The sequence below is a fragment of the Psychrobacter maritimus genome, from assembly GCF_904846345.1.
GTDB lineage: Bacteria > Pseudomonadota > Gammaproteobacteria > Pseudomonadales > Moraxellaceae > Psychrobacter > Psychrobacter maritimus.
Genome location: NZ_CAJHAJ010000012.1, coordinates 50004 through 65211 on the forward strand (window position 1 = coordinate 50004; position 15208 = coordinate 65211).

Sequence of the window (15208 nt, forward strand, 5' to 3'; positions counted from 1 at the left end):
GTTATGCCTCCTTGCCGTGTGCTGCTGGTACTACTGCGACCAGTTCGGTTACGGGATGCGTCTGCTGTTGATGTAAGTTCTGACCCAGCTTTTTATACGGGCTTTGACTGGCTTTGACTTCTGCACCTGTCAATGTCTTACCGCTTTCTTCACGCAGCTGGTCTAAGTATGGCTTATAGCCTTGCTCACCGAGCCAAAACTGAATCATGTTACTTACGCCGCGACCGGTTAAGGTTGCTCCACTGATACCATCAACCCAGTTATCTTTTGGATTACCAGCTTTGGTCACACCAGTGGCAACAGCGCCGTTTTCGTCATAAGAGTGAATGCCGCTCCACATGGCGCGCCACTCAGGCTCCTCGATACGAGCACCTAGACCCGGGGTTTCTTTATGCTCGTAGAAACTGATACCTTTGATGGTATTCATGTCACTTTCAAGCGTTAAGAAACCATAAATCGTACCCCATAGTCCATAACCTTGAATCGGCAGGACCACCATTTCAGGCTTTCCGGCGTCATCACTTTTAACATAGACCTTGGCGTATTTAGGAACACGACCGATACCGGCAGGGTCGTTGCTGCCCAAGTCTTCACTTAAGGCTTTGTTCTTGGTTGCTTGACTGGCATCGTAAGCGTTACGATCAGGAATACCTGCAGCTTTTAACGCGTCGTCATCGAGGTAGTTACCTTTACTTAGGTCAACGATTTTTACCTCAAAATCTTTAAAACGCTCAGCCACATCTTCATTGGTATCTGACGCCGGGTCAAACATACCGGCGGCAACTAAGATGTTTTTGTTACGGTCTAAGCGCGCGTTTTCAACTTGCGCTGGTTTTAAACCAACAGCAGCGGCTGAGACCAATACAGAACACACCAAGCATAGCGTCAACGCCACACTGATGGTTTTTGCATTATTACTTTTGGGCTTGGACATAGCGAACCCTCCGTGCTGTTTGGCGCTTGATATTTGCTTGCGTCACAAAGTAATCAAATAGTGGCGCAAATAAGTTGGCGAATAAAATGGCAAGCATGATGCCTTCTGGGAAGGCTGGGTTGACGACACGAATCAATACGGTCATAAAACCAATCAAGATACCATAAGCCCAGCGGCCTTTATTGGTATGCGCAGCTGATACAGGATCGGTTGCCATAAATACGGCACCAAAGGCGAAGCCACCGATAACTAAGTGCCAATAGAACGGCAGTTTCATCATCATATTGTCTTCAGAGCCAATCATGTTAAAGACTAGCGATGTGGCAATTAGACCAACCACACAACCTGCCATGATGCGCCATGAGGCAATGCGCGTCCAAAGTAGAACGACTGCACCTAATAAGATAGCCAGCGTCGATACTTCACCGATACTGCCTTGCATATTACCTAAGAAGGCATCAGTCCACGTAATGGCATTGCCATAGACATCAACGAAGTCTTGTGGGACGACGCCAAGGGCAGCCAAACCAAGTGGTGTTGCACCCGAAAAACCATCAACCGCGGTCCATACTGAGTCGCCAGACATATAAGCTGGATAGGCAAAGTATAAGAAAGCACGACCCGATAGGGCAGGGTTAAGGAAGTTTTTACCCGTACCGCCGAATACTTCTTTTGCCACGACCACACCAAAGATAATACCTAAGGCAACTTGCCATAAAGGAATATCTGGTGGTAGACAGAGCGCAAATAGGACAGAAGTTACAAAGAAACCTTCGTTGACTTCATGCCCGCGCACCACGGCAAAGATAATCTCACAGAGAATACCGACCCCAAAGGTGACCAGATAAATCGGTAAGAATTGCATCGCCCCGTAGACAAAGCTTGCCCAGATACTGTCTGGGTTGTAGCCTGCCATACTGGTGATAACCGTGCGCCAACCTTCAGGCTGCAAGCCTAGCGTTGCAATCGCCGTTAATGCTTGATGACCGATATTGTACATACCCCAAAACATTGCAGGGAAGGTACATAGCCAAACGGTAATCATAATACGCTTAAGGTCAATGCCGTCGCGTACGTGTGATGATGCGTATGTCGTTGAGCCTGGTTGACGTAAAAACGTATCAAACATCTCAAAGATGGCATAATATTTTTCGTGTTTGCCACCCTTGGTGAAAGACGGCTCCATACGATCGAACATATTGTGTAAAAATTTCATCGTGGTTAGCCCTCCAGCTCAATGCGCGTTAAGTTATCACGCAAAATATCGCCGAATTCATATTTGCCAGGAGATACGAAGGTGCATAATGCCAAATCTTCTTCGTCCAATTCAAGTACGCCCAAATCGACGGCGCTAATGATGTCTTCGACAATCAAAGCACGTAATAGCTGCGTTGGCAGGTAGTCTTGTGGCATGACTTCTTCATAGACACCGATTGGCACCATTGCGCGCGGCGAACCATTGCTCGAAGTGGTAAAGTCGTATTTCTTACTACCAAAGAACTTAGAAATGTAGATAGGCAGTTTTGAGAAACGGTTGCTACCGATACTTAAGAAATGGAACGCTGGGCGCTCACGACCTTCGGTTAGCACACTGACTTGATTATGGAAGCGACCAAGATAAGCGGTATTACCAAACACTTTGCGACCCGATAGCACAGAACCTGAAATGATACGGTTCTCACTTGCTTCAAGCTCACCTTTAGTCAATGCTGTGATATCAGCACCGCGTTCGGTGACGATTAAATGCGGGTTTTTAACCGCAGGACCGGCAAGGCTAAGCATACGGCGCGTGTATAAGCGACCGGTGGTAAATAGCTTACCAATGGCAATCACGTCTTGATAGCCAATCGTCCAAACCGTCACACCGCGCATGATAGGATGCAAAAAGTGAATGTGCGTGCCCGCAAGACCGGCTGGATGTTTACCGGCAAAGCTATGATACTCAGTGACATTATTAGCCGCCGTTTTGGCAACTGGCGTCAACTGGGCATCACCGTGATGGCAGACAAAGGTCTTGGGGCTGAGCGTTGATAATACGGCAAGTCCGTCATTAAACGCCTGCAGTTGCTCATTAATCAGCAACATCGGGTCAAACGCTAATGGATTGGTATCCATGGCGGTGACAAAGATGGCGTGAGGACGGGCACCGATTTCAGGAGAACGGCTATAGGGGCGCGTACGGAACGCGGTCCATTCACCAGAGGCAAGCAGTTGGGTTTCAACGACTTCAGAATCTAGGTCAGCAAGTTGCTGGGAGTCGTAGCGCTGAAATTCTACTTCTTCACCGTTTGGGTCGACCGCAATCACAAGACTTTCGAACACACGACGCTCACCGCGATTAACGGCGATGACCTTACCAGCAGCAGGGGCAGTGTAGATAACGCCGACACGTTTTTTATCTTCAAAAACGGGCTGACCTTTAGCTACGATGTCGCCTTCTTTGACATTCATCGTGGGCTTCATGCCCACATAATCATAGCCAACAAGTGCCACATGGGCGGGTCTGTGCTCAGATATCTCGCGGGAGGGTTCACCAGTGATGGGTAAATCCAAACCTTTTTTGATGGTAATCATAAGCGAAAACTTAGTCCATAGTCTAAAACGATACCAGACGTCCTGTTTGGTATATCGGCAGCATGAATAACAGCGTCATCAATAAAGTCCTTAATCAAGCCCCAAAAAGGGCGTGAAAAAGCGCTCTAGACATAACACATCATCATAACTACAAGTAAGAGTATTAACGCTGACCTTAGACTCCTTAACAACACGTTAATGTCTTATTCGAATGACCAAAGTGACGACTGGCTACCAAGGTGTACACTAAAACCTTTAAATCTCATGCCATCCTCAACTAGGATGACGTTAGATAAAAGACAGTTTTACCATACGATTTATTAAAATCTTAAAATTTGTCGTATTCAAAATCCTAATAGCTATAAATCCTAATAACGATAAATCAGAACATCTGTAAACCATAGAATCTTTAAATCACAGGATCTTTAAATCACAGGATCTGTGTATTTTAAGCAGCGCTATTCATTCGAGTGAATATAAATGAGGAATAAGTGACTTGTTTATGTTTTGTCCAAGCCATCTTTTAGAAAACTATCCAAGCGCTGTTTAACGAACTATGGTTACAGGGTAAACTCAATTGCTTGATAAGCGCAATTTGTAAGCGTAAGCATTAATCTGGTTGTTAATACTTAGCTCATATTTACCTTGTGCTGATTGAAATCGTCGATAGGTAGCAGACGATTAGGTTTTATCGCACAAATACAAATTTACCTAGGATTATACGCTAAACTGACCTAAAATTGCCAGTTGGTAATTGAATTTACCTAATGTTGCTAGTGAATCCACGTGCTAAAACTTATGGTTATGATTGTCGTTTTTTTGCCATTATCTAGCCGAATTTTAAGCAATTTTTATATTTTCTACTGTCATTTTAATATTTAACGAATTTCTCCTAACAGCCGCTTTTAATTTGCTATGCTAAATGACTTTATAAGCAGTCGCTTTTAAGTAGCCATTGGTTAAGTGGCTCTTGATTCAGTAGCTATTGACGCTTGTTTCACTTTTTAATGGTTTTTTTATTGTCCATATCGTTTTTATAAGGAATGCTATATGTGTGCTGTCCCTGTCATTATCCCTGCTATTGATTTAAAAGATGGTAAATGTGTGCGCTTAAAACAAGGTCGTATGGAAGACGATACGGTATTTTCTGATGATCCGGTCGCCATGGCGGCGCGTTGGGTCAATGAAGGCGCACGTCGCTTGCATTTGGTCGATTTGAATGGCGCATTTGACGGGATTCCAGTACATAAGCAAGTGGTCAATGACATTGCTAAAGCCTTCCCTAAGCTGCCGATTCAATTGGGCGGCGGTGTGCGCAATATGAAAACCATCGAGCAGTATATTAGCGCGGGTCTCACTTACATTATTATTGGTACCAAAGCCGTTGAAGAGCCTGATTTTGTGGCCGAAGCTTGCCGCGAATTTGCCGGACATATCATCGTCGGTATCGATGCCAAAGACGGCATGGTGGCGACACACGGTTGGGCAAACGTGACCGATACTAAAGCGACTGAGCTTGCCAAGCGCTTTGCTGATGTCGGCGTATCGTCAATCGTTTATACCGATATCAACCGCGATGGTATGATGCAAGGCGTCAACGTTGAGCAGACCGTCAACTTAGCGCGTGAAGGCGGCTTACCTGTGATTGCATCAGGCGGCGTCACCGATATGAAAGATATCGAATTGCTAAAACCTTATGGTGATTGTATCGAAGGTATTATTACTGGTCGTGCTATCTATGAAGGCACCTTAGATTTGGGTGAAGCGCAGCTTTATCTGGATGGTAAGTAGTTTTTAAATAGCTATATTTGCATAGCATGATTGCAAATGTAGCATAGAGTTAGAATACAAAAGGGATGCTTATGGCAGCGTATTTTGACCAGCCTGAATTACGTAGGCTACGTAGCCTACGCAGGTCAAGCAGGCTAGGCAAGTCACGCATAACGACAAAGGCGTGCGCTCAGTTACTATTGCTCTTAAGCATCGTTTTAAGTATGCCCACTTATGCGGCTGAAAAAAGCAGTACAAGTGAGAGTGTGGCACTCACTGATGAGGTTGCTGATAATAATGCCGTTAATAATGAACCAAGCGCTCAGCCGACTACCGCACCAACTGTTAATGACCCAGCTACCAGTGATTTAAATAACGGGCCAAATAGTACTATAGCTATCACACCTGAGATTCCGAATACTTCTGACACTGCGCCGCCGACGCCCGTCGAGCTACCACCTGTTATCAGCGGTGAAAGTACCAACAATGCTCAAATCGAAACCACCCCAACACCATTAAAAGACAATGACATTCGTCAACGTATTAGTGGCATTTTTTCCGAAATTGACGGCTTACAAGCAGTTAATGTTAGCGTCAACCAAGGCGTTGTTACCTTAACGGGTGAGACTCCTAATGAGAAAAAAGCCCAGCAAGCCATTAATTTGACCAATCGCTTAACGGACGTGGTGACAGTCGAAGATAGAATCAATCGCACGCTTGATGTGCAAGATAATGTCTCGACCGTTTATCAAAGCCTCAAGGCACAAACCAAAAACCTAGTCAAAGCTTTGCCACTGTTGCTAGTAGGAATTGTTTTATTTGCCTTGGTCACGTGGTTTGGCAGCTGGTTATCTAACCGCAAAAAAATGTGGCAACGCCTTACGCCCAATCCTTTTGTTGCAGAGCTGCTAGCCCAGACCGTTAAAGTCATCTTTATCGTTTTCGGTCTTATTTTAGCGTTAAGTTTGATAGGTGCTGAGACTATCTTGGGCACGCTACTTGGCGGCGCAGGCGTTATCGGTATTGCCGTTGGTTTTGCCGTCAAGGATACGATTGAGAACTATATTGCCTCGCTTATGCTCAGTATTCGCCAACCGTTTCGCGCCCGCGATCATATTTTGATTAATAATCAAGAAGGCATTGTGGTACGTCTGACCTCACGTGCGACGATTTTGATGACTTTAGATGGTAACCAGTTACGGATTCCCAATGCCGAAGTCTTTAAAGCAACGATTTTAAATTACACCAAAAACCCTGAGCGCCGTTTTACTTTTGAATTAGGCGTAGATGCCAATGATGATCCGCTCGCTGCTATCAAAGTAGGTATCGATGCGATATGTCAGTTGGGTTTTGCTCTAGATAAACCAAAAGTCACAGCGGTCATTAAAGAAGTTGGTGACTCAAATATTATTTTGCAGTTTCAAGTATGGGTCAATCAATTGGAAGCTGATTTCTCCAAAGCCCGCAGTATCGCCATTCGCGAAACTAAGCATGCGTTAGAAGATGAAGGCTTTAGCTTACCCGAGCCTATTTATCAGCTGCGTTTTAACCATAAGCTAGAAAAAGCGTTTGAACAGTTCCAAAGCAGTCAAACGAGCGATAAGGCGCAAACGCAAGTAATAGTACCGCCAAATATTGCTAAAGCTTCTCAGGCTTCTAGCCCTTCTAAAACATCTAATGAAGCGCAAGCTCCTGAAACCACAATGGAAGATAAGGATAAAAAACAAGCCAAAGCGCGGGCAAAACATATCCTGCAAGGTCGAAATGCCGACGAAGTGCTTGATGCACGTCCTGATGAAAAATTGATGGAAAAGGTCGAGCAAGAAATTGCTGAAAATTCAGATGAGACGGATTTATTGAGTAACAATAGCCCGCAAGAATAGCCCACAAGAGTAGCGTTGAAGATTACCTATTAAAAGGTGAGTACTAACTATAAAAGTCGGCATAAAAAATGCAGTGAAACATCTATCTACATTTTATTAAAATAGACGAGACATTTTTTATGCAAATCAAACATCTGATTATTTTTGCTTTGGCAGGTATTGTTATTTTATTAGGGTTTAATATGATTAACGGCAGCCAACGTGAAAAAAATAGAGAAGTAATAGCCGCTAGTAATGAAGTAGAACAGGCTAATGCTGATACTAGCAACGTCAATAGCAATACAGCAGATATCGCAAGCCAGCCCTTAGGACAGCAGCCAAAAGCCATTATCGATAAGGCAACCACTCAGATAGCGCAAGCAGAGCAGACGAGCCAACAACGTGCCGAGCAAATGACAGATACACAGTAGTCGTTTTAGTGCCTAAAGTTCTTAGTGACTAATTTTTTTAGGGTTTAAATAAGCTGCATTTCAATATAGCCGTTTAATTAAGCGCCAATTAAGCGCTAATTAATCGATACACATAAAAAAAAGACTAACGTTAACGTTAGTCTTTTTTCAATCTTAAGTTTTAGAAAGCATTAGCTTTTCTTGCTAGCGCCTTTACCACGGCTGCTGCTTTTCTTAGCAGACGTTTTGTTAGCCGGAGTTTTACTAGCAGTGCTCTTCTTTGGCTGATCTCGTTTGGTTTGATTCATTTGGCTTGCTTGTAGCTTGGCTTTGAGGTCAAAGTCGATTTGTAGCAGATCCATATTGACGCCTGCTACTTTTACTTTGACCGAATCACCGAGACCAAATACTGTGCCTCTATCTTTACCGATAAGCTGTTGTTGCTGCTCATCATAGACAAAGAAATCGTCACCAACGTTAGAGATATGCACTAGACCATCAATATATAAGTCGGTCAAGGTCACAAATAAACCGAAGCTGGTCACGGTAGTCACAACGCCATCGAACTCTTCGCCGACATGATCTTTCATATAATGACATTTGAGCCAAGATTCTACATAGCGCGATGCTTTTTCGGCGCGGCGCTCAGTATCTGAGGTTTGCGTGCCAGCACCGTCAAGCGAGAAGTCCATCACTGGCTGCTGACTATTGGTCACTTTTGCTTTAATCGCGCGATGCAGCATTAAGTCAGGATAGCGGCGAATCGGCGAGGTAAAGTGGCTATATTCGTCATAAGCGAGACCAAAGTGCCCGATATTGTCAGGCGCATAGTTCGCTTGCATCATCGAGCGCAGCAGCATGCTATGGATGCTAATCGCGTCAGGACGGTCTTTAGTGGCTTCAATAATCCGCTGGTAATCCGCTTGGGTTGGGCTTTCTTCTGGGAAGCTTAGACCAAAGTTTTTTGCATATTCATGGATACGCATCGACTTTTCGCCATCGGGCTTATCATGGTTACGATATAAAACAGGCAGCTCATTTTTCAGTGCAAAGTTTGCCGCACAAGTATTGGCAAGCAGCATGCACTCTTCGATAAGCTTTTGCGCATCACCGCGTGTACGCGGTAAAATCGCTTCGATACCACCTTTTTCATTAAACTTAATATAAGTTTCAACCGTCTCAAACTCCATCGCATGGCGCTCTTCACGCTTTTTCAGCAGCAGCTCATACAATTGATGTAAGGTATCGACCGATTTTTTGACGTCTTTATTACCAGTTAATGATTCAGGCACGCTGTTATCGTTTGGATCAGCAAGATAAGCGTTCACTTGATTGTAAGTCAGACGCGCTTGTGAATGCATGACCCCAGGATAGAACTCATAGCCCGTAACCTTGCCTGCACGCGATATCTTAATATCGGCAACCATACAGAGACGGTCGAGATCAGGGTTCAATGAACAAAGACCATTAGACAATACTTCTGGCAACATCGGAATCACGCGATGCGGGAAGTAGACTGACGTGCCGCGCTCATAAGCATCTTTATCGAGTGGCGAGTTTGGCGTGACATAATAACTGACATCAGCAATCGCTACTAACACACGATAGTTACCGCCCGAGCGTTTTTCTGCAAATACCGCATCATCAAAGTCGCGCGCATCTTCACCATCAATGGTAATTAGCGGTAAATCACGTAAGTCTCTACGACCCTTTAAGTCTTTTTCGGTTGGTTCTTGATAAGCATTGGCTTGTTCAAGTGCCGCTTCACTAAAGTCTGATGGGATATCATAGTTGAGTAAAGTAGTCTCAATAATCAACTCACGGTCATTATCATCGGATAGCACTTCAGTGATTTTACCGGTGGCAAATTCATGCTGGTTCGGCCAATCGATAATATCGACTTTAACCGGCGCACCTTGTTTTGCATTAAACGCTTGCACGTTTTCTTCAGTAACGGTAATCGGCTGATGATTGTTTGGGCTACCAAGCTCAACACAATAACCATCTTCATCATGCGCCAATGTCCCAATAAAGTTGCTTTGGCGGCGTTCAACGACATCGACAATACGCCCTTCGGTACGCCCACGGTTATCCGTTGATGTGCCAACGGCTTCTACCGTATCGCCGTTAAAGACCCAGCGCATCTGCTTTTCATGCAAGAATAGGTCAGGCATATCACTTAATAATACAAAGCCAAAACCCTTTGGATGCGCAGTCACCGTACCTGTGACGATATCGTGCTTGGTCACCGTACGATAGCGATAAGGACGCCCATCACGGTTTACTTGGCCATCGCGCGCCATTGCTTTTAGGCGATTGCCCAAAGCATCAAATTGGTCAGGGTCATCAATATTAAAGGCTTTTGCCAATTGTTGATGGGTGACTTCGCCATGTTCGTTAATCGTACTGAGTATCAGTTCGCGACTAGGAATAGGGTTGTCATATTTTTGTGCCTCAGTTGAGGCGTTTGGATCGTTCCAACTCATAAATTACCGTATCTATTTTTAAAATTATTAATAAGAGCTATCTTAACACGAACAACGTCGCAATATCTTAGGTCAATTGTCTTATCTGTATCAGATAGCAAGTAGCTGTCAGCTTTTAATAGCTAGCAGCATTCGCCATTCGAGATAAACCAAATATCAAATATCGATATCAACGGTATTTGATTGATTGGTTATTTTTTTACTGTCTAACTCTTTGGATACCTCAAGTACCGTCGTTTGATTCGACTTATCGAGATACTTCTGGGCTTTATCCACTTCAGTCGTCAAGGTATTGACCGTCTGCTTCATATTTTCTAAGGCTTCAATTTTATAATTGCTAATCATATCCATCGTATCATAGACATTATTAAAGGCGTTTTGCAGTTTATCAAGCTCAATTGTGCTGCTAGTTGCTTGCTCGTGAATTTCCAAGGACTGACGCTTAAGCATCGCCGACGTTGATTCAATCAAGCTGCTAGTCGTTTTATTCAACGCCGTGATTTGATCGAGTACCAGTTTTTGATTGGTCATCGCTTGGGCAACGACAACCGCCGTACGTAGCGCCGAGATGGTCGTTGTGGTCGCGCGGTCTACGCCTTTAATCAACTCTAAGTTGTTTTTACGGATGGTATCAAGGGCTAAGTAGCCTTGGATATTTACCGCCAATTGGGTTAAGAAGTCGGTATTTTTTTGACGCACATAAAACAGCATCTCTTCTTTAATGATACGCGCTTTTTCAGGGTCAGTCGCTTCAACGGCATAAACCTTTTGTTCAAGCTGCTCATCAATTTTTTTACCGACATAGATATATTGGCGAATCGATTGCATCAACTCCCACATATTGACCTTTTCTTGCTCAATCATGGCATTGTCTTTGAGCAGCTCGTCTTTGCCATTATAAAGGCTGGTCACCACCGCGTTGATATGCGATTGCGCTGACTCGTACTGACGGAAATAATCTTGGACTTTATTGCCAAATGGGATGAGACCAAACAGCTTACGTGAGCTGGTCAGCTCTTTTTTGCTCGGATCTAAATCTTCGACAATCCCGCGCAGCTCAGTCAATGATTTGGCAATAGGGGAGTTATCAAACAAGCTGTTATTGAGACTTTTCGCCGGTAAATCGAGCATACGATTAGACACTTGCGCCGATTCGCGAATCTCTTTATTACCCAAATTATGGATAGATTGTACGTTTTGCTGAAACTCAGAGCTGTGTACTGAGTTATGAATCACATGATCAACAAAGGCGTCGACCTTGGCATCAAGTTCTGGAATCTGGCTTTCATCCAATTTTACCATTTGATCGGCTTCGCTTTTTTGTATTTCTTTCACCGGTTCAGGCGCGGTCAAAGTGATACTTGGCGTCGAAGTATTTTCGGGTGGGGTTAATTCTTGCATGGAATTTCCTATAATAGCTGAAAAGGGCGTTGTTGGTTACCAACGACATTAGGTTTTGATGAGACTCTTAGTTAGTCGTGGTATCGATTGTTTTTATGCCCTTAATGGTTTTATTCGAATTATATTTAAGAGTGATAGCGCTGACCTTTAGATTAACTGGTAATGAAAAGGTTGAGAAGATGGATTTTGTAAACTGCGGTTTATAAAAGGTTTATAAATAATCGTCACTGATTATAGTCAACTTATTATATGCAAGAATAAGCATTTAGGGGTCTAAATATTAAAAAACCACCAATATCCCGTAGCATATTGATGGTTAAGATTATAACTATCTCTATCAACGATCTGTCTATATCAGTTAATTATTTATATTAACTAACAGGCACATCGATTTACAGCCACCACTAGCAGCAATCTATAAGCAGATTACTTTTTCTTAGTAGGCCCAAGCAGCATACCCATTTGACGACCTTCCATCTTTGGATATTGCTCGACGTTTGCAATCTCAGCGGTGTCTTCGATGATGCGATCTAGCTGTTTACGACCAATCTCTTGGTGCGCCATTTCACGACCACGGAAACGGATACTGATTTTAACTTTGTCTTGGTCTTCTAAGAAGCTGACGATTTTTTTCAGTTTTACCTGATAATCGGCTTCTTCAGTACTAGGACGCAACTTCATCTCTTTCAGCTGAGTTTGCTTTTGGTTCTTTTTAGCTTCTTTCGCCTTTTGCTTTTGATCATAGAGGAAATGCTTATAATCCATGATTTTGCATACGGGCGGTTTGGCTTCAGGAACCAATTCGACCAAATCTAGACTGTCCTCACGTGCCGCTTTCATCGCGGTTTCGATATCTACCACGCCCATCTGTTCGCCGTCTTCTTTAACGAGACGGACTTCTTTAGCTGTGATATCTTCGTTGATGTTCAAACGGTTTGACTGTTTAATAGGTATTACTCCTCATCTGTTTTTGGGGTCTGTCGGCCTTTTTTACCAACAGCAGTCTGTACTAATGTAATAAATTCTGCAACGCTCATCACGCCAAGGTTTTCACCTTCGCGAGTACGGACATTGACACTGCCCGATTCGACTTCTTTATCCCCTAATACTAGCATATAGGGAACGCGTTCTAATGTTTTCTCTCGTATCTTAAATCCAATCTTTTCGTTACGCAAGTCGCTAGTGGCTCGTAAACCCGCATTTTTCAGCTGACTGACCACATTTTCACAAGCATCCGCCTGTTTATCAGTGATATTCATCACCGCTACTTGCTGCGGTGCTAACCATACTGGCATCCAACCGGCGTAGTTTTCGATCAAGATACCGATGAAGCGCTCAAACGAACCTAGAATTGCACGGTGCAACATAATAGGGGTTTCGCGCTCATTTTGCTCATTAACAAATTCAGCATCAAGGCGCTCAGGCATATTTGGATCAACCTGAATCGTACCGCACTGCCAGACGCGACCTAAACTGTCTTTCAGACTAAACTCAATCTTCGGACCATAGAACGCGCCTTCACCCGGTAGATATTCCCAATCAAGACCTGAACTATCTAATGCATCTGCCAAAGCTTTTTCGGCAAAGTCCCAAGACTCATCGCTACCAACACGTTTTTCAGGACGGGTCGAGAGCTTCATAATAATATTATCAAAACCAAAATCTTCATAAACGGCAAGGGTCAGTTTAATAAAGTCCGCCACTTCTTGCTGAATTTGCGCTTGGGTACAAAAGATATGCGCATCATCTTGGGTGAAACCACGCACGCGCATCAAACCATGTAGCGAACCTGATGGTTCATTACGATGGCACGAACCAAACTCTGCCATACGTAGCGGCAATTCACGGTAAGACTTTAAGCCTTGGTTAAAGACTTGCACGTGACACGGACAGTTCATCGGTTTTACCGCATAATCGCGGTTTTCACTCGAGGTAGTAAACATATTGGTGGCATAGTTACCCCAATGTCCTGAGCGTTCCCACAAGCTGCGATCGACGATTTGCGGCGTTTTAATTTCTTCATAGCCATTATCATTTTGTACTTTACGCATATATTGCTCAAGTACCTGATAAATCGTCCAGCCGTTAGCATGCCAAAACACCATACCCGGCGCTTGCTCTTGCATATGGAACAGATTTAACGCTTTACCAATTTTACGGTGATCACGTTTTTCGGCTTCTTCAATACGTTGGATATAGGCTTTTAAATCCTTTTTATCCGCCCACGCCGTACCATAAATACGTTGTAGCTGTTCGTTCTTAGCATCACCGCGCCAATAAGCACCTGACATTTTGGTCAGTTTAAATACTTTTAAGAAGCGAGTGTTTGGTACGTGTGGGCCACGGCACATATCAACATACTCTTGATGATGATATAGACCAAAGGCTTCTTCGCCCGGCATATCATTAATCAGCTTAAGCTTATAGTCTTCGCCGCGCTCTTCGAATATCTTGATTACTTCATCACGTGGCGTGATTTTTTTGATAACGTCATAATCTTGCTTAATCAGCTCCATCATGCGTTTTTCAATTTTTTCCATGTGCTCAGGCGTAAATGGCGTCTCACTATAGATGTCATAATAAAAGCCATCTTCGATCACAGGGCCAATCACCATTTTTACGTCAGGATATAGCTGCTTAACCGCATGACCTAATAAGTGGGCAGCCGAGTGGCGAATGATATCGACACCGTCAGCGTCTTTTGGCGTCACGATTTCAACTTTAGCATCATGGGCGATAGGGTCGTGCGCATCGACTAACTGACCATCCACACGTCCAGCGACTGTTGCTTTCGCCAATCCTGCCCCAATACTTTGCGCCACTTCCATGACGGTGGTATTGCCTTCGAAGTTTTTTACGCTACCATCGGGTAAAGTAATCGCTACCATAATCTATTCACCTTTTTGCGTCCGTTGGCAGTGATGATTGCAACCATCAATCATATAACCGTAAGACTGCGTCAATTATATCTAACCGCTATGATATGTTGGATATGTTGTAAGAAATGAGCATTAACTACAAGCACTGCGCTTAAACTTATATAGCATCATATATAGTGTGATAATTATTAAGTCATCTGATAACTGATAATTAACTTACTATGATGTCAAATAAGCACCCTTCTAATAAAGGTAAGCAGACATGCTATGCAGTAATGTCATAAAAGCAGCTATTATAGCAAAAACTGTCTATCAACACTAGATAGCAGGGGTTAGCTCAGCTTCTATATCCAGTTGCTATATAAATGCATATAAGTGAGTTATATAAGTGCACTTAGGACTAATATCAATAGAGATGAATATAGACATCATTAATATCGATTAATAATCGCACTAAATCCTATCTTTATAGGCATAATAAGTTGACATGCAGTTTTTAAATGGCAGATTGAATTGAAAAAGCAGTTAAAAGCAGACGCTAAAGACGGTTTATAGCATAAAATCCTAATATTTTGATAAATGGTTTTACTCTAAGTTATTGAAAGATATGGCTTGTTTATTATCTTCTAAAATTAATTAAGAAATCTATCGAAAAGCAGTTGACACCCAGCTCAAACCGTCTATAATACGCACCTCATTAAGACGAACTGGAACGACTTATATGTAAATTACATATAACAAACCCAGATAACTTATTGAAACAAATTATAAAAAAGCTTGACAAACCAAATCATTATGATATGATAGTCGGCTCGCTAGATAGGATAAGTTATTAACTTAGACTGGATAGCAAAGAGAAATACCCTATATAATCATCTACTGGACGACAGTA

The 15208-nt window shown here is 43.2% G+C and carries 10 protein-coding genes; 3 read left to right on the forward strand and 7 right to left on the reverse strand.

Annotated features, from left to right (window positions below):
• Position 1: 1 nt before the first annotated feature.
• From JMX50_RS12315 to JMX50_RS12325, 3 genes are read right to left on the reverse strand one after another with little or no spacing between them, the layout of a single operon-like run.
• Positions 2-934, reverse strand: a complete 933-nt coding sequence (locus JMX50_RS12315; protein ID WP_201629828.1) for a Na(+)-translocating NADH-quinone reductase subunit C — start codon at positions 932-934, stop codon at positions 2-4.
• Positions 915-2150: an NADH:ubiquinone reductase (Na(+)-transporting) subunit B gene (locus JMX50_RS12320; RefSeq protein ID WP_201563917.1), complete on the reverse strand. Its 1236-nt coding sequence runs from the start codon at positions 2148-2150 to the stop codon at positions 915-917. The genes JMX50_RS12315 and JMX50_RS12320 overlap by 20 nt, the downstream gene beginning before the upstream one ends.
• Before the next feature lie 5 nt (positions 2151-2155).
• Positions 2156-3508 carry a Na(+)-translocating NADH-quinone reductase subunit A gene (locus tag JMX50_RS12325; RefSeq protein ID WP_201629829.1) on the reverse strand — a complete coding sequence of 451 codons (1353 nt, stop codon included), beginning with the start codon at positions 3506-3508 and terminating at the stop codon, positions 2156-2158.
• A gap of 1050 nt (positions 3509-4558) precedes the next feature.
• On the opposite strand from JMX50_RS12325, the gene hisA reads away from it, so the two are divergent.
• From hisA to JMX50_RS12340, 3 genes are all read left to right on the forward strand, one after another.
• The gene (gene hisA / locus JMX50_RS12330) at positions 4559-5299 is read left to right on the forward strand and encodes a 1-(5-phosphoribosyl)-5-[(5-phosphoribosylamino)methylideneamino]imidazole-4-carboxamide isomerase (RefSeq protein ID WP_183619188.1); all 741 of its coding nucleotides are present in this window, start codon (positions 4559-4561) and stop codon (positions 5297-5299) included.
• A 203-nt stretch (positions 5300-5502) separates the two neighbouring features.
• A complete protein-coding gene (locus tag JMX50_RS12335; protein WP_227671056.1) occupies positions 5503-7161 on the forward strand; it encodes a mechanosensitive ion channel family protein in 1659 nt (552 codons plus the stop codon).
• 119 nt (positions 7162-7280) lie between these two features.
• On the forward strand, positions 7281-7571 hold the full coding sequence (locus tag JMX50_RS12340) for a hypothetical protein (protein ID WP_201625640.1): 291 nt from the start codon (positions 7281-7283) through the stop codon (positions 7569-7571).
• A 170-nt stretch (positions 7572-7741) separates the two neighbouring features.
• Here JMX50_RS12340 and rnr read toward each other — a convergent pair whose 3' ends face one another.
• The 4 genes from rnr to thrS all read right to left on the reverse strand — a co-directional run bounded on the left by rnr (position 7742) and on the right by thrS (position 14325).
• Complete coding sequence (gene rnr / locus JMX50_RS12345) at positions 7742-10036, reverse strand: ribonuclease R (protein WP_201563923.1); 2295 nt, start codon at positions 10034-10036, stop codon at positions 7742-7744.
• A gap of 156 nt (positions 10037-10192) precedes the next feature.
• Entirely contained in the window at positions 10193-11437 is a 1245-nt protein-coding gene (locus JMX50_RS12350) for a toxic anion resistance protein (protein ID WP_201629830.1), read from the reverse strand.
• Between the two features lie 426 nt (positions 11438-11863).
• Positions 11864-12367, reverse strand: a complete 504-nt coding sequence (gene infC / locus JMX50_RS12355) for a translation initiation factor IF-3 (protein WP_045447656.1) — start codon at positions 12365-12367, stop codon at positions 11864-11866.
• 23 nt (positions 12368-12390) lie between these two features.
• The gene (gene thrS / locus JMX50_RS12360; RefSeq protein WP_201563927.1) at positions 12391-14325 is read right to left on the reverse strand and encodes a threonine--tRNA ligase; all 1935 of its coding nucleotides are present in this window, start codon (positions 14323-14325) and stop codon (positions 12391-12393) included.
• Between the last annotated feature and the right edge of the window lie 883 nt (positions 14326-15208).